This window comes from Streptomyces sp. NPDC102437, from assembly GCF_044765565.1.
GTDB lineage: Bacteria > Actinomycetota > Actinomycetes > Streptomycetales > Streptomycetaceae > Streptomyces.
Map to the genome: position 1 here is coordinate 175,854 of NZ_JBIWKI010000004.1, position 14,859 is coordinate 190,712.

Genomic DNA, 14,859 nt, shown 5'->3' on the forward strand with positions numbered 1-14,859 from the left:
CTCCCCGGAACGCGCGGCATGCGGAACCTAGCCCCCCGCCACCTGGCTGTCCACGAGGAATCCCGCCCTGCCGGACACGGCGATCGCGCTCAGTCCGCCCTGTCGATCCGTGCGGCCAGTGCCCGGAACTGTTCCCAGCTCAGCGCGGGTTCGCCCGGGACCCACAGCTTCTGGGCGGTCGCGCGCAACGGCATCCGGATGCCCTGCGCCACCTGCGCCGGGGTCTGTGCCTGCGGGAGGTCGCCCCAGACCGCGAACCGGCCGCCGAGGATCTGACCGGAGTAGCGCGCCGGTACCGGCCGGGTGCCGCGCAGGACGAGCGGGGTCCACTGCTCGTAGATCCGCTCGCCCGTCGGGTAGACGAACTGGTTGGGCTGGCCGAGCACGTAATAGAGGTACTCGTCGTTGAGGTTCACCACGCGCCGGCCCTCGCGCAGGTACTCCTCCGGCAGCCGGGCGCCGTACTCCTTGCCCGTCCAGTACTCGACCTCGATGTCCTTGTCGGCGTGCACGGTCCCGTCGCGGAAGAAGCCGTCGTTCCACGCCTTGGGCCGCTTGCCGTGCGGGCGCACCACCGCCGCGCGGTCGTTCAGCCAGCCGGTGGCGAGGTCCTTGATGCTCGCCCCCGCCCCGTACTTCTGCTGGGCGGCGCGTTGCAGCTGCGGGTACGAGGCGGCCGGGTCCCGCGCCATCAGGGCGAGGTACTCGTCGGCGCCCAGGTGCCAGTACGCGCCGTGAAACAGCTCGGTGAACTCGCCGAGGAGCTGGTCGACGAGCTCGGCCGAGCGCGGGTCGGAGATGTCGAGCGATCCGGGCGAGCGCGTCCCCGCCACATTGCGCAGCTGGAGGTCGGGGTGGGCCCGCAGCACCGCGCCGAGATGGCCCGGGGAGTCGATCTCCGGGACGACCTCGATGTGCAGCCGGGCCGCGAGATCGACGATCCGCCGCACTTCCGCCTGGGTCAGGTGCTGCGGCGACACCACCTCGGGGTGGGTGCGGGACTCGATGCGGAAGGCCTGGTCGTCGGAGAAGTGCAGGCCGAGCTGATTGAGCTTGAGGTCGGCCATCTCCCGCAGCCGGTCCTCGATCCAGGCCGGGGTGTAGTACTTGCGTGCGATGTCGAGGTTGAGTCCGCGCTGCGGCCGGTCGGGGCGGTCGCGCACCTCGCCCTCCGGCATCGCGCCGTCGGCGCGCACCGACTGCTTCAGGGTGCGGGTCCCGTAGAAGACCCCGGCCTGGTCGGGCCCGCTGATGGTGACGCGTCCGTCGTGGACACCGAGGGTGTACGACTCGGGGGCGCCCTTGCCCGGGACCAGGGCCAGCTCCACGTCGCCCGCGCGGGCCGGGACGTCGCCCCGGTAACGGATCTTCAGCTCCTGGGCGAGCAGCTGTCCCTCGTCGACGAGCGTCCCGCTGCCGCGGGCGATGACGACCCCGGTGTCCGGGCCGGGGCGCCAGCCGGGCCCCCGGGCCGCGATGTGCTCGCGTACCGCGGGGATGGTGCGCGGGGCGGTGGAGAGAGGGTAGCTCCGGGTGGGCGAAGGGGTCGGCGTGGCGGCCGGGGAGGACGCGGGGGTGCGGGCGTTCGAGGACTGTCCGGCGAGTCCGTTGTCGGAGCCTTCCGGCCAGACGACGACGGCGATCGTCGCGGCGGCCGCCGCGGTGAGGACCGCACCGGCCACGAGAGCGCCACGTGAGGGCGACATCTGTCAGAAACCTCCGATATTTACGGACAACGAGGTAGAAGCAGGGAGACAGCCGGGCATTCTCCTTGGAATACGGCGCGTCAGACAGTCCGAAACTTTCCCGTCCGGGTGAAGTTCGCGCATCTGTCGGACGTCCGTTGCCCCGCCTCGCTAGCTTTGAGGCACATTCGTCTCTCCTTTCACCCCCGCATCTGCCTGGTTTCATCCCCCTCCCCCCCCAGGGTCACAGATGCCGTTGACCCGCCGAGGAGCCCACGCTGTCCAGGTCCAGCGAGTCCCACGCCGGCCTCCCGGAGCAACTGCGCCAGCCGGCCACCCGGACGGCCGTACCCGTCCAGAACTCCGCCGCCGAGGAGGTCCCCGCCCATGTCCCGGGCCTCGACCACTTCAACGCCGTGCCGCCCGCCGAGGCCGAGGCCGCCCTGCTGGAGTGCTGCGGCAGCCGCCGCTGGGCGCAGCGGCTGGCCGCCCACCGCCCCTATCCCGACCTGGACGCGCTGCTGGCCGCGGCCGACGAGGCGGGCTACGACCTGGCCCCGGCAGACCTCGCCGAGGCGCTCACCGCCGAGGTCTCCCCCGGGCTGCACCACGCCGCGCCGCACTCCGCCCACCTGGCGCTGCGGGCCGCGCACGCCGCGTACGAGTCGCGCTTCGGGCATGTCTTCGTGATCTGCCTGGACGGCCTGGAGCCGGCCGAGCAGCCGGACCAGGTGCTCGCCGGGATCCGGGCCAGGCTGGCCCACGAGCCCGACCAGGAGCGGGTGGTGACCGCGGAGGAGATGCGCCGGCTCGCCCGGGGCCGCATCATCGAGCTGGTATCGGGTTCATAACGGAACGGGCTCGGTAAAGGCGTGTAGCGGCTCTTTCTAGCCCGTCCGTGCCTGTTTGATTGCCACTTTGATCACACCGCGGGCCCCCGCGCGAACGAACCGACAAACCGTCGCTACGATGGCCGGGGCCGGTGGACCGTACCCGGCCGGGTCAGACCGACAGCAAGCCGGCCGGCCCCAATCCCCGCTCCCGGAGGGTTCTTCCGTGCCGGCTGGAACGCTGTACCGCGGCCGGGAAGGCATGTGGTCCTGGGTGGCTCATCGAGTCACCGGTGTCCTCATTTTCTTCTTCCTGTTCGTACACGTCCTGGACACCGCTCTCGTCCGCGTCTCCCCCGAGGCCTACGACGACGTCGTGGCCACGTACAAGACGCCGATCGTCGCGCTCCTCGAATACGGCCTGGTGGCCGCGATTCTCTTCCACGCGCTGAACGGTCTCCGGATCGTCGCCGTGGACTTCTGGGCCAAGGGCCCGCGCTACCAGAAGCAGATGCTCTGGTCGGTCGTGGGCATCTGGGTCGTGCTGATGGTCGGGGCGCTGTACCCGGTCCTCGGCCACGCCGTACGCGAAGTATTCGGGAGCTGAGGCCAATGTCCACCGAGTCCTCCGCCGCGATCGGCTCCGTCGAGGGCGTCAGCCTGTACGACGTAGACAACCCGGCCCCGGTCATCGAGCCGCCGCGCAAGCGGACCGGCAAGACCCCCAAGGGTTCGCGCACCAACTTCGAGATGTACGCCTGGCTCTTCATGCGCCTGTCGGGCATCGTCCTGGTCGTCCTGGTCCTGGGCCACCTGCTGATCCAGCTGGTGCTGGACGGCGGCGTCTCCAAGATCGGCTTCGCCTTCGTGGCGGGCCGCTGGGCCTCGCCGTTCTGGCAGCTCTGGGACCTCGGGATGCTGTGGCTGGCCATGCTGCACGGCGCCAATGGTCTCCGTACGGTCATCAACGACTACGCCGAGCGGGAGAACACCCGTTTCTGGCTGAAGATGCTGCTGTACACCGCCACGGTGTTCACCGTCCTGCTGGGCACGCTGGTGATCTTCACCTTCGACCCGAACATCCGCTAGGCGCCGGGCCAGAGGGACCAGAGGAAATCATGCAGATCCACAAGTACGACACCGTCATCGTCGGCGCCGGCGGCGCCGGTATGCGCGCGGCCATCGAGTCCACGAAGCGCAGCCGTACCGCCGTGCTCACGAAGCTGTACCCGACCCGCTCCCACACGGGCGCCGCGCAGGGCGGCATGGCCGCCGCGCTCGCCAACGTGGAGGAGGACAACTGGGAGTGGCACACCTTCGACACCATCAAGGGCGGCGACTACCTGGTCGACCAGGACGCCGCCGAGATCCTGTCGAAGGAGGCCATCGACGCCGTCCTCGACCTGGAGAAGATGGGCCTGCCGTTCAACCGCACGCCCGAGGGCAAGATCGACCAGCGCCGGTTCGGCGGTCACACCCGTAGCCACGGCGAGGCCCCGGTCCGCCGGTCCTGCTACGCCTCGGACCGCACCGGCCACATGATCCTCCAGACGCTGTACCAGAACTGCGTCAAGGAGGGTGTGGAGTTCTTCAACGAGTTCTACGTCCTGGATCTGCTGCTCCAGGAGGTGGACGGGGTCAAGAAGTCCGCCGGCGTCGTCGCGTACGAGCTGGCGACCGGTGAGATCCACGTCTTCCAGGCGAAGGCGATCATCTTCGCCTCCGGCGGCACCGGCAAGTTCTTCAAGGTGACGTCCAACGCGCACACCCTGACCGGTGACGGCCAGGCCGCCGCCTGGCGCCGGGGCCTGCCGCTGGAGGACATGGAGTTCTTCCAGTTCCACCCGACGGGCATCTGGCGCATGGGCATCCTGCTGACGGAGGGCGCCCGCGGTGAGGGCGGCATCCTCCGCAACAAGGACGGCGAGCGCTTCATGGAGAAGTACGCGCCGGTCATGAAGGACCTCGCGTCCCGTGACGTCGTGTCCCGCTCCATCTACACGGAGATCCGTGAGGGCCGCGGCTGCGGTCCCGAGGGCGACCACGTCTACCTCGACCTCACGCACCTGCCGCCGGAGCAGCTGGACGCCAAGCTCCCGGACATCACCGAGTTCGCGCGTACGTACCTCGGTATCGAGCCCTACACGGACCCGATCCCGATCCAGCCGACCGCGCACTACGCCATGGGCGGCATCCCGACCAACGTCGAGGGCGAGGTGCTGGCCGACAACACCACCGTCGTCCCGGGCCTGTACGCCGCCGGCGAGGTCGCGTGTGTCTCCGTGCACGGCGCCAACCGGCTGGGCACCAACTCGCTGCTCGACATCAACGTCTTCGGGCGTCGTTCGGGCATCGCCGCCGCCGAGTACTCCGCCAAGCACGACTTCGTCGAGCTTCCCGAGAACCCGGCGCAGATGGTCGAGGACCAGGTCGAGCGGCTGCTCTCCTCGACGGGCACCGAGCGGGTCGCGGCACTCCGTCTGGAGCTGCAGGAGTGCATGGACGCCAATGTGATGGTGTTCCGCACCGAGCAGACCATCAAGACGGCCGTCGACAAGATCGCCGAGCTGCGCGAGCGCTACCTCAACGTGTCCATCCAGGACAAGGGCAAGCGGTTCAACACGGACCTCCTGGAGGCCATCGAGCTGGGCAACCTGCTCGACCTGGCCGAGGTCATGGCGACCTCCGCGCTGGCCCGCAAGGAGTCCCGCGGCGGTCACTACCGCGAGGACTTCCCGAACCGCGACGACGTCAACTTCATGCGCCACACCATGGCGTACCGCGAGGTCTCGGCCGACGGCACCGAGTCGATCCGACTCGACTACAAGCCGGTCGTCCAGACCCGCTACCAGCCGATGGAGCGTAAGTACTGATGGCTACCCCGATTCTGGACAAGGTCGAGGCGGAGTCCGCCGCCTCCCCGTACATCACGGTCACCTTCCGGATCCGCCGCTTCAACCCCGAGGTCTCCGACGAGGCCCAGTGGCAGGACTTCCAGATCGAGATCGACCCGAAGGAGCGTGTGCTCGACGCCCTTCACAAGATCAAGTGGGACCTCGACGGCACGCTGACGTTCCGCCGCTCCTGCGCGCACGGCATCTGCGGCTCCGACGCGATGCGGATCAACGGCAAGAACAGGCTCGCCTGCAAGACGCTGATCAAGGACGTCAACCCGGAGAAGCCGGTCACGGTCGAGGCCATAAAGGGCCTGACGGTCCTCAAGGACCTCGTGGTCGACATGGACCCGTTCTTCCAGGCGTACCGCGACGTCATGCCCTTCCTCATCACCAAGGGGAACGAGCCGACCCGCGAGCGCCTGCAGTCCGCCGAGGACCGCGAGCGCTTCGACGACACCACCAAGTGCATCCTCTGCGCCGCGTGCACGTCCTCGTGCCCGGTGTTCTGGAACGACGGCCAGTACTTCGGCCCGGCGGCGATCGTCAACGCGCACCGCTTCATCTTCGACTCGCGCGACGAGGGCGGCGAGCAGCGCCTGGAGATCCTCAACGACCGTGACGGTGTGTGGCGCTGCCGCACCACCTTCAACTGCACGGACGCCTGCCCGCGTGGCATCGAGGTCACCAAGGCGATCCAGGAGGTCAAGCGGGCGCTGATCACGCGCCGCTTCTGACCGCCACCGGCACAGCAGTCGCATCCGGCCCCGTTCTCCGCGGCAACACCGCGGGGAACGGGGCCGCTTGGTGCGCCGCCGGGGTCTTGACGGTACGGTCGTGCGGAACCGGAACCGGTTCGCCGCCGGGGCAGCAGGCCCGGGGCGCACAGCCTGATCGAGAGCGGGGAACCTTGAGCGATCCGAATCCGTACGCGGACGACTCATACAAGTGGGGGCCGGCTCCCCAGCAGCCGGACAATCCGCCCACCGTCGCGGACGGCCAGGCGCAGCCCGGTCCGGGCACCCCGGCGTACGGCTACCCGCAGCCGCTGCCCGAGTCCGCGGTCGAACCCGGCCCCGGTTACGGCTACCCGCAGGGCGTCGCGGCCCAGCCGGCCATGCCCGGTCACGGCTTCCCGCAGCAGCCGGGCGCCCCGATGGGCGGCTCCGGAATGCCGGTCCTGACGTTCGGTGACATCGCCGTGATGCAGGACCAGATCGTGACGCCGTCCGGCCCGATGCCGCTCAAGGGCGCCGTGTGGACGGCGACCGACCTCACCCGCACCGAGGAGAAGATCCCGACGGTGGCGATCGTGCTCGCGATCGTCTTCGCGCTGTTCTGCCTGGTCGGTCTGCTGTTCCTGCTGATGAAGGAGAAGCAGACGACCGGCTTCGTCCAGGTCTCGGTGTCCAGCGGCGGCCGGCACCACTCGACGATGATCCCGGCGGCCGACCAGAACACCTTCCCCATGGTGATGGCCCAGCTCAACACGGCCCGCGCGATGAGCATCTGACGGCCGGCCGCGATGGCCCGCCTCAGCCACACCGTCACCGTCCTCGCACCGGACCGCGAGCTGCTCCACGCCTGTGCCCCGCTGCTCTGGGACCTCGCCGAGTCCACCCGGGCCCGGGGCCGGGACATCGTGCTGCCGGACGGGCGAAAGGTCCCCGGCCTCGCCCTGGTCAAGGGGCGCCATCTGCGGGCGGGCGCCCGGTACGAGTCCAGCGGCTCCGGCACGGGGGAGACGGAGACGACGGTGATACGGGAGTGGCGGCGCGGCAGTGCGATCGCCGTCGAGCAGCTGCTGCGGTCACCGGAGCTGTCCGGGCGGATGTCCATGCGGCTGCGCGGCCCGGACCGTCCGGCGGCGCTGGAGATCGCGGGTCGGGTCCGGGGTCCCGAGGGCTCGGGTTCGCTGCATCGCCTGTCGGGCAGGGCGTCGCTCGATCTGACCGCCTGGTGGGCGGCGGCCGCCCTGGCGCCCGGGGCGCCCCCGGTGGCCCGCGCACCGGCCGAGGCACGGCTGAGGCACCGGCTGGGGATCGCCCGCCTGTATCTGCGGCCGCGCCCGGCGGAGCAGGGCCTGTGGCACGTCGATGTCACGCTGAGCGTGCACGGGCGGCTGCTGCTGCGGCCGGTCGCCGCGTTCGCGCTGCTGCTCGCGGGCGTGCCGCTGCGCCGCGGCTTCCGTTCCTCGGTGGAGCGGGCGGCCGGGCAGTGGAACGAGGCGCTCGGGCAGATACTCGCGATGAGCCCCGACGAGCTGCGCGCGGAGCTGGCCGGACACCTCGTCACCGGCCCCGACGACGTCGGAGCCGACGGCACGGAGCGGACCGGCTGAGCGCCCGTCAGTCCCAGGGTGCGGCGCCCCGGTCCTCGGCGACCACCATGATGCGCCGCAGCATGTCGTTGAGCAGCGCACGTTCGTCCCTGCCGAGCACGCCGAGCAGCCGGTACTCCTCGTGGCCGAGCACATCCATCGCGCCCAGCCAGGTCGAGCGGCCCGCGTCGGTGAGTTCCACGTCGACCCGTCGGCGGTCGGTGGTGGAGGGGGTACGGCGGACGAAGCCGCGCCGTTCGAGCGCGTCCAGCCGGCCGGTGACGGAGGCGGGCGCGAGGTCCAGGTCGGCGGCGAGCTCGGAGGGGGCCGCCTTGCCGCCGCGTCCGGCCAGCTTGTGGAGCGTGTCGAACTCCTGGCGGTCCAGGTCGAAGTCGACCAGGGACTGCTCGCGTACCCGGCGCAGGTGGACGGAGAGTTTCTTCATGCGGGTCACGGCACCCTCGACATCGGGATCGAGGCCGGGAAGGACGGGCTTCCAGCGCTCCACATGTCCGTCGGTCCAGTCGCGTCGCTCCATGGGGAAAGCGTACGCCGGGACCACAACTACCCTTCGGGATCAAATATTTCGTTGACGAATAGTTCGGTAACGAAATAGATTCCGGCGCATGCCGCATCCTCTGCTCACGCGCGCCTTCCGCCTGCTCTTCATCGGCCGCACCCTCTCCCTCCTCGGCGACGCCGTCATCCCCACCGCCCTCTCGCTGGCCGTCTACCTGGCCACCGGCTCGACCGGGGCGCTCGCACTGGTTCTGGGCTGCGCGATGGTTCCCAAGCTGCTCCTGCTGCCGCTGGGCGGCGTCGTGGGCGACCGCTTCAACGCCCGTACGGTCGCACTCACCACGGACCTCGTGCGGTGCGCGACCCAGCTCTTCGTCGGCGCGGAGCTGCTCGGCGGCTCCCCCGCGCTCTGGCAGATCGCGCTCGCCGAGGCGGTCGGCGGCGCCGCCGGGGCATTCGCGATGCCGACCGTGTCACCGCTGATCCGCGGCACCGTGGCCGAATCCGGGCTGCTGCGCGCCAACTCCCTGATGGCGGTGGTCAACAGCGCCACCCGGCTCGGCGGCCCGGCCCTCGCCGGGGTGCTGATCCTCACCGCGGGGCCGGGCTGGGCCTTCGTGCTGGACGGTGCCAGCTTCGCGGTGAGCGCCGCGCTGCTGTCCGCCGTCGAGGTCCGGCACGTACCCATCCCCCGGCGCTCGCTGTTCACCGACCTCAAGGAGGGCTGGGGCGAGGTCCGCAGCCGCGACTGGTACTGGACGAGCCTGATCGGGCACGCCACCTGGAACGGCGCGGCGGCCGTCCTGATGACCGTCGGCCCGGCGCTCTTCGTCCGGGAGCTGGGCGGCAAGGGCGTCTGGGTCGCCCTGCTCCAGACCGGCGCGGTCGGCCTGCTCCTCGGCTCGCTGCTGGCCGGCCGGGCCCGCCCCCGCCGCCCCGTACTGGTGGCCAACCTGGGGCTCGCCACGTACGCCCTGCCGCTCGGCCTGCTGGCCGCCCACGCGCCCGTCGCGCTCTCCATCGCCGCGTACGGCGTCGCCCAGGCCGGCCTCGGCTTCCTCGGCCCGGTCTGGGAGACCTCGGTCCAGTCCGCCGTACCGGCCCACGCGCTGGCACGGGTGACCTCGTACGACTGGCTGCTCTCCCTCGGCGCGATGCCGCTCGGCTACGCCCTGGCCCCGCTCGCGGCCTCGGCCTGGGGCACCGAAGTGCCGCTGGCCGTCGCCGCGGTGGCGGTCGGCGCGGCCTGCCTGGGGACGGCGGCGGTGCCGGGCGTACGGCGCTTCGCGGCGTCCGGCGATAAGGCGGGGCGAGCACCCGGCGAGAAGGCGGGACGAGCACCCGAACTCCCCGCTTGAACATGTTCAATTACAGGTCTACAGTCCATGACAACAGCTTTTGAACGCGTTCAAGGGAGGGTGGGGCATGGACCTCACTGTTGTCGCGTACGTCATCTATCTGCTGATCAGCGTGGCGCTGACCGTCTGGGTCGCACGCACGCTCAGCCGCAACGGCAAGGTGTTCCTCGCCGATGTGCTGCACGGGAACGAGAAGCTCGCCGATGCCGTCAACCACCTGCTGGTGGTCGGCTTCTACCTGGTCAACCTGGGCTTCGTCACCCTCTACCTGAGGAACTCCGACGCCGTCACCGACGCCCGCGGACTCTTCGAGGCACTGTCGGTGAAGCTCGGCGTCGTCCTGCTCGTCCTCGGTGTGATGCACCTCGGCAATGTGTATGTGCTCAACAAGATCCGTCGCCGCGGTCTGATGGAGCGCGAGCAGACTCCGCCCGTGACCCCGCAGGGCTGGACGGGACCGGGCAACGGCCCGTGGGCGGCGCCCGCCCCGAGGGCCTGAGCGCCATGACGGGCCTGCCCGGCGGGCAGCGGCTCTCCGTCGAGCGCCTGACGGTGCTGTACGACGCCCGGTGCTCACTCTGCCTGCATCTGCGGCAGTGGCTGACGAAGCAGCGGCAGCTCGTCCCGCTCGACCTCGTCCCGGCGGCCTCCGAGGAGGCGCGCCGCCGCTTCCCCGGGCTCGACCACGCCGGGACGCTGGACGAGATCACGGTGATCGGCGACCGGGGGCAGATCTACCGCGGGACCTCCGCGTGGATCGTCTGCCTCTGGGCGCTGGCCGAGCACCGGCCCAGGGCCCACTGGCTGACCACCCCGGCGGGCCGCCCGTTCGCGCGGGCCACCGTGCTCGCCGCCGCGAAGTACCGTTCCCTGACCGCCGCGCCGTGCGGCCGGGAGGGCGGGGACGGTGCCTGTACGGTCCCCGGACCCGAGGGCTGACCGCGACGGATACCCTCGGGACTGTGGTGAAGGAAGCGAAGGACGTGAAGGAAGTCAAGGCTCCCAAGAGCGAGCAGACCCGCACACTCATCCTCGAAACGGCGCTCCGGCTCTTCCAGGAGCGCGGTTACGACAAGACGACGATGCGGGCCATCGCCCAGGAGGCCGGCGTCTCCGTGGGGAACGCCTACTACTACTTCACGAACAAGGAACATCTCGTCCAGGGCTTCTACGACCGGCTCGCGGCGGAGCACGCGGCGGCCGTGCAGCCGGTCCTGGACGGTGACAAGGACCTCGCGGTGCGCATGCGCGGGGTCCTGCTCACCTGGCTGGACGTGGCGGAGCCGTACCACCGCTTCGCCGCCCAGTTCTTCAAGAACGCCGCCGACCCGGAGAGCCCGCTCAGCCCGTTCTCGGCGGATTCGGTCGCGGCCCGCGAGGCGGCGATCTCCATCCACCGGCGGTGCCTGGACGGGTCCGACACCAAGACCGACCCCGAACTGGCCGAACTGCTGCCGGAGTTGATGTGGCTGATACAGATGGGCCTGGTGCTGTACTGGGTGTACGACCGCACGGAGCACACCGAACGCAGCCGCCGCCTGGTCGAGCGCTCCGCCCCGATCGGCGCCCGCGCCATCGCCCTCTCCCGGTTCCGGGTGCTGCGGCCGCTGGTGCGGCAGATCCACGAGGTGCTGGAGGAGTTCCTGCCCGGCGCCGTGAAGGCGCGGGACCGGGGCCGGGCAGGCCCTGGCAAGCCCTGACGAGCCCTCGAAGGACGACGGGGCGGCCGGCCGGCGTTCGCCGGCGGACCGCCCCGTGTGCTGCCTTGCGGACCGTCAGATCCGCCTCAGTTCCCAGAGGCGCCAGAGGCCGGTGCCGTCCGAGAGGTACTGCGAACCGGAGACGTCCGTCGTGCTGACGACGTAGTCCTTCTTCTGCCACAGCGGGACCAGCGGCACGTCCTCGCCGACCTGTGCCTGGAGCTCCTTGAAGTCGGCCGCGGTGCGCCCGCGGTCGCTGTACTGGAGCGTGGCGCCGATGAGGCTGTCCACCTTCTTGCTGGAGTAGCCGTTGTGGAGGCTGTTGTTTCGGCCGACCAACGGCTGGCTGAAGGTGTCGGGGTCCGGGTAGTCGGGGAGCCAGCCGACCGTGTACGCGTCGTACTTGCCGGCCGCGTAGTCCTTCTGGAACTTCTGCCAGTCGACGGCGTGGACCGTGACCTTGAAGAGCCCGTCGGCCTCCAGCTGTTGGCGGAGCTCCGCGGTCTCCTTCGCATAGGTCTCGTCCCCACCGCGGTAGCCGAAGCTGATGTTCAACGGGGTCTGCACGCCGGCGTCCTTCATCAGTTGCTTGGCGCGCTCCGGGTCGGGCGTGGGGTAGGCGTCGAAGAACGGCGTGCTGTGCCCGATGTAGCCCTGCGGGATCAGCGAGTAGAGCGGCGCGACCGCGCCCTTGTAGATGCCGGTCACCAGCGGCCCGCGGTCGATGAGCGAGGCGATGGCCTGCCGGACCTTCTTGTCGGCCAGCGGCGAACCCGGCCGGACGTTGAAGACGAGATTGCGGATCTCGGCGCTGTCCGCCTCGGTGACGCGCAGGTCGGGGTCGCCGGGGTTCAGCTCGGCGATCGTGGCCGGCGGCAGTTCGCGGTGCGTGACGTCGACCTGCTTGGCGTTCCAAGCGGCCAGGAGATCGTCCGACTTGTCGTAGTAGTGCACGGTGACCGGGACACCGGTCTTGCTCAGCGCGCCCTTGTAAAGGGGGTTGGGGACCAGTTCGGCGATCTCGCCCGACCGGTACGACTTCAGGAGGTACGGGCCCGAGCCGTCGATGGTGTTGCCCTTGCGGAGCTTGTCCGCCGGGTACGACTCGCGGTCGACGATCGAACCGGCGCCGGTGGCGAGCTTCTGCGGGAAGGTCGCGTCGCGCGAGGAGAGGTTGAAGGTGACGGTGCGTCCGTCCGCCACCACGTTCTTGAGGCTCGGGAAGAGCACCCAGGGACCGACGTCCGTCTTTATCTTGATCATGCGCTCGATGGAGTACTTGACGTCCTCGGCCGTGATCTTGCGGCCGTTGGAGAACGCCAGGTCGTCACGGAGCTTGCACTGGTACGTCTGGAGCTTCTGGCCGATGAACCCGCAGCTCTCGGCGGCGTCCGGCTCGGGCACGACCGCACCCGACTTGAACGTCAGCAGGGACTGGTAGATGTTGCTGTACATCGCCCAGGAACCCGCGTCGTACGCACCGGCCGGGTCGAGCGAGGTGACTTCGTCCGTGGTGCCGACCGCAATGGGGTCCTTGTTCACCTCGTCCGAGGGGAGCAACTGCCAGGCGACAGCGCCTGCGATGACCAAAACCGCGAGAATCGCGAGAATCCGTAGCCGGACCGACCGCATTGACGTGCTCTCCCTTACCAGCCCCACCTCGGCAACCGCGCCCAGACACGCACATCACCGCATGCCCACGATCAGCCAATCACACGATTTTCACATCTGGAAGAGCGAAACTGTGATTCATAGCCTTTTGTTCGACAGTTGAAACCTTGGGTGCATCCGAACGTCTGAAACCTGTTGTCGACGGAGAGTCACGCCCGCAGCGAGGCGAGTTTCACGACGGTGATGTCGGACGGTGCGCCGACCCGTACCGGCGGGCCCCAGGCGCCCGCGCCCCGTGAGACGTACAGCTGGGTGTCGCCGTAGCGGTCGAGCCCGGCGCCGGTGGGATTGGCCAGATCCGCGATGAAGTTGCCCGGCCAGAGCTGGCCACCGTGGGTGTGGCCGGAGAGCTGGAGGTCCACGCCGTGGGCGACGGCGTCATGGATGACGACGGGCTGGTGGGCCAGCAGGACGGCGGCGCGGCTAGGGTCCCGGTCGCCGAGCGCACGGGCGAAATCAGGACCCTGCCCCTCGCTCTCCCCGGCGACGTCATTGACGCCCGCAAGATCGAATCCGTCGATCTCCACCCGGGCGTTCTCCAGTGGATGAAGACCCAATTCCCTTACCTGGTCGACCCATTGGGCGGCGCCGGAGTAGTACTCATGATTTCCGGTGACGAAGTAATTCCCGTGCCGGGCCCTCAGCCTGGCGAGCGGCTCAGCGGCCGGCCCGAGGTCGGCGACGGTTCCGTCGACGAGGTCGCCCACGACGGCGACCAGATCCGGCTGTGTCCGGTTGATCGTGTCGACGATCCGCCGGGTGTGGTCGCGGCCGAGGATGGGGCCGAGGTGGATGTCGCTGACGACGGCGATCCGGAAGCCGTGCGCGGAGCGGGGCAGCTTGGCGAGCGGGACGGTGATCCGCTTCACCCGCGGCCCGCGCAGCACCCCGTAGGTGCCGTGGCCGACCGTGCCGAGCCCGGCGACGGCGGCGGCCCCGCCGACGGCCCGCGCGACGAACAGGCGTCGGGTGGGGGCGTCGGTGCGGGGCGGGGCGGGGGCGTCGGCGACGAGGGTGACCGGGGCTCCGGAAGCACTCGCACTCGACGAGATTTCTGATTCTTTTACGTCATTTGCCGGGTCCGCGCCGGATCCACCGTCCGCTGACGCCGCGTCCGTACCCGTACCCGTGTCCGCGCCCTCCGGCCGCCCGGCCCGGTCCGCCCGGCGCGCCAGTACCCGGCGCAGAACCGGCCGTACCGCCTCACCCACCAGCAGAGCCAGCGTCAGGTACAGCACGGCGGCCAGCCACAGGTAGCCCGGCCAGGCCAGTACCTTCTGGAGCCAGAAGGGCGCGCCCGCACGGCCGGAGACCAGTGCGCCGACGCTGAGCAGCGGCAGCACGTACGCGGCCACCGTGCCGGTCCTGCGCACGGCACTGCCCTCGGCCGTGGTATCACCGACGAAGCGGCGCCACAGATAGCGGTGCACTCCGGCCAGCAGCGCGAGCACCACGATCATCATCAGCACGAGACCGGCCACCGTCACTTGTTCTCCTCAGCCTGCCCTACGGCCGGTTATGCGCGTTCGCGGCGCAGGGCCCTGACGCCACGGAACCCGATCACTCCAACCGCCGTCCCCAGGAGAAAGGACGTGATGGCGAGCAGCAGATGCACCCAGAAGTACGCAGTCGGGTCACCCGCGTCGTCGAAGGCGAGTCCGCTGCCGTCCTTCCACAGGTTCTTGACGAAAGTGATCCAGATGAACCAGCTCCACACCCCGAAGGCGAGCAGGAACCAGGAGACGGGGCGGCTGAGCTTCATGGACTCAGTATCGCCGTCGCCCTCCGGCGGAGCCGCCCGGGGTGGGCTGTCCTGGCGGTACGCCCGGCGGGTCAAGGCATCCGCACCCATTTTCATATCTTCTACATGTACGTTTCCGAC

At 69.9% G+C, this 14,859-nt stretch carries 16 protein-coding genes; 11 read left to right on the plus strand and 5 right to left on the minus strand.

What is annotated here, in order from left to right:
- Positions 1–89: 89 nt before the first annotated feature.
- Entirely contained in the window at positions 90–1,706 is a 1,617-nt protein-coding gene (locus ACIRJP_RS07510; RefSeq protein ID WP_404169401.1) for a glycoside hydrolase family 20 protein, read from the minus strand.
- A 299-nt stretch (positions 1,707–2,005) separates the two neighbouring features.
- On the opposite strand from ACIRJP_RS07510, the gene ACIRJP_RS07515 reads away from it, so the two are divergent.
- The 7 genes from ACIRJP_RS07515 (at position 2,006) to ACIRJP_RS07545 (ending at position 7,750) form a co-directional block, all read left to right on the plus strand.
- A complete protein-coding gene (locus ACIRJP_RS07515) occupies positions 2,006–2,536 on the plus strand; it encodes a 2-oxo-4-hydroxy-4-carboxy-5-ureidoimidazoline decarboxylase (RefSeq protein WP_404169721.1) in 531 nt (176 codons plus the stop codon).
- Positions 2,537–2,741: 205 nt separating this feature from the next.
- Positions 2,742–3,122 carry a succinate dehydrogenase, cytochrome b556 subunit gene (gene sdhC / locus ACIRJP_RS07520; RefSeq protein WP_072486591.1) on the plus strand — a complete coding sequence of 127 codons (381 nt, stop codon included), beginning with the start codon at positions 2,742–2,744 and terminating at the stop codon, positions 3,120–3,122.
- A gap of 5 nt (positions 3,123–3,127) precedes the next feature.
- Positions 3,128–3,604, plus strand: a complete 477-nt coding sequence (locus tag ACIRJP_RS07525) for a succinate dehydrogenase hydrophobic membrane anchor subunit (protein ID WP_124716825.1) — start codon at positions 3,128–3,130, stop codon at positions 3,602–3,604.
- 29 nt (positions 3,605–3,633) lie between these two features.
- On the plus strand, positions 3,634–5,388 hold the full coding sequence (sdhA, locus tag ACIRJP_RS07530; RefSeq protein WP_383719675.1) for a succinate dehydrogenase flavoprotein subunit: 1,755 nt from the start codon (positions 3,634–3,636) through the stop codon (positions 5,386–5,388).
- Positions 5,388–6,146, plus strand: a complete 759-nt coding sequence (locus tag ACIRJP_RS07535; protein ID WP_404169406.1) for a succinate dehydrogenase iron-sulfur subunit — start codon at positions 5,388–5,390, stop codon at positions 6,144–6,146. The genes sdhA and ACIRJP_RS07535 overlap by 1 nt, the downstream gene beginning before the upstream one ends.
- A gap of 173 nt (positions 6,147–6,319) precedes the next feature.
- Positions 6,320–6,922, plus strand: coding sequence for a hypothetical protein (locus ACIRJP_RS07540; RefSeq protein ID WP_404169409.1), 603 nt, complete (start codon positions 6,320–6,322; stop codon positions 6,920–6,922).
- A gap of 12 nt (positions 6,923–6,934) precedes the next feature.
- The gene (locus ACIRJP_RS07545) at positions 6,935–7,750 is read left to right on the plus strand and encodes a hypothetical protein (RefSeq protein ID WP_404169412.1); all 816 of its coding nucleotides are present in this window, start codon (positions 6,935–6,937) and stop codon (positions 7,748–7,750) included.
- Between the two features lie 7 nt (positions 7,751–7,757).
- On the opposite strand, the gene ACIRJP_RS07550 is transcribed toward ACIRJP_RS07545, so the two are convergent.
- Complete coding sequence (locus ACIRJP_RS07550; RefSeq protein ID WP_404169415.1) at positions 7,758–8,267, minus strand: MarR family winged helix-turn-helix transcriptional regulator; 510 nt, start codon at positions 8,265–8,267, stop codon at positions 7,758–7,760.
- An 88-nt stretch (positions 8,268–8,355) separates the two neighbouring features.
- On the opposite strand from ACIRJP_RS07550, the gene ACIRJP_RS07555 reads away from it, so the two are divergent.
- The 4 genes from ACIRJP_RS07555 (at position 8,356) to ACIRJP_RS07570 (ending at position 11,306) form a co-directional block, all read left to right on the plus strand.
- Positions 8,356–9,606, plus strand: a complete 1,251-nt coding sequence (locus ACIRJP_RS07555; RefSeq protein ID WP_404169418.1) for an MFS transporter — start codon at positions 8,356–8,358, stop codon at positions 9,604–9,606.
- Between the two features lie 67 nt (positions 9,607–9,673).
- Positions 9,674–10,105, plus strand: coding sequence for a hypothetical protein (locus ACIRJP_RS07560; RefSeq protein ID WP_404169421.1), 432 nt, complete (start codon positions 9,674–9,676; stop codon positions 10,103–10,105).
- 5 nt (positions 10,106–10,110) lie between these two features.
- Positions 10,111–10,545 (plus strand): thiol-disulfide oxidoreductase DCC family protein, encoded by a 435-nt coding sequence (locus ACIRJP_RS07565; protein ID WP_404169424.1) that lies wholly within the window; start codon positions 10,111–10,113, stop codon positions 10,543–10,545.
- A gap of 23 nt (positions 10,546–10,568) precedes the next feature.
- Entirely contained in the window at positions 10,569–11,306 is a 738-nt protein-coding gene (locus ACIRJP_RS07570) for a TetR family transcriptional regulator (RefSeq protein ID WP_404169427.1), read from the plus strand.
- A 75-nt stretch (positions 11,307–11,381) separates the two neighbouring features.
- Here ACIRJP_RS07570 and ACIRJP_RS07575 read toward each other — a convergent pair whose 3' ends face one another.
- The 3 genes from ACIRJP_RS07575 to ACIRJP_RS07585 all read right to left on the minus strand — a co-directional run bounded on the left by ACIRJP_RS07575 (position 11,382) and on the right by ACIRJP_RS07585 (position 14,739).
- Positions 11,382–12,938: an ABC transporter substrate-binding protein gene (locus tag ACIRJP_RS07575; RefSeq protein WP_404169430.1), complete on the minus strand. Its 1,557-nt coding sequence runs from the start codon at positions 12,936–12,938 to the stop codon at positions 11,382–11,384.
- 188 nt (positions 12,939–13,126) lie between these two features.
- Entirely contained in the window at positions 13,127–14,464 is a 1,338-nt protein-coding gene (locus ACIRJP_RS07580) for a metallophosphoesterase (protein WP_404169433.1), read from the minus strand.
- Positions 14,465–14,493: 29 nt separating this feature from the next.
- Positions 14,494–14,739 carry an SCO4848 family membrane protein gene (locus ACIRJP_RS07585; protein WP_093549020.1) on the minus strand — a complete coding sequence of 82 codons (246 nt, stop codon included), beginning with the start codon at positions 14,737–14,739 and terminating at the stop codon, positions 14,494–14,496.
- Positions 14,740–14,859 lie beyond the last annotated feature (120 nt).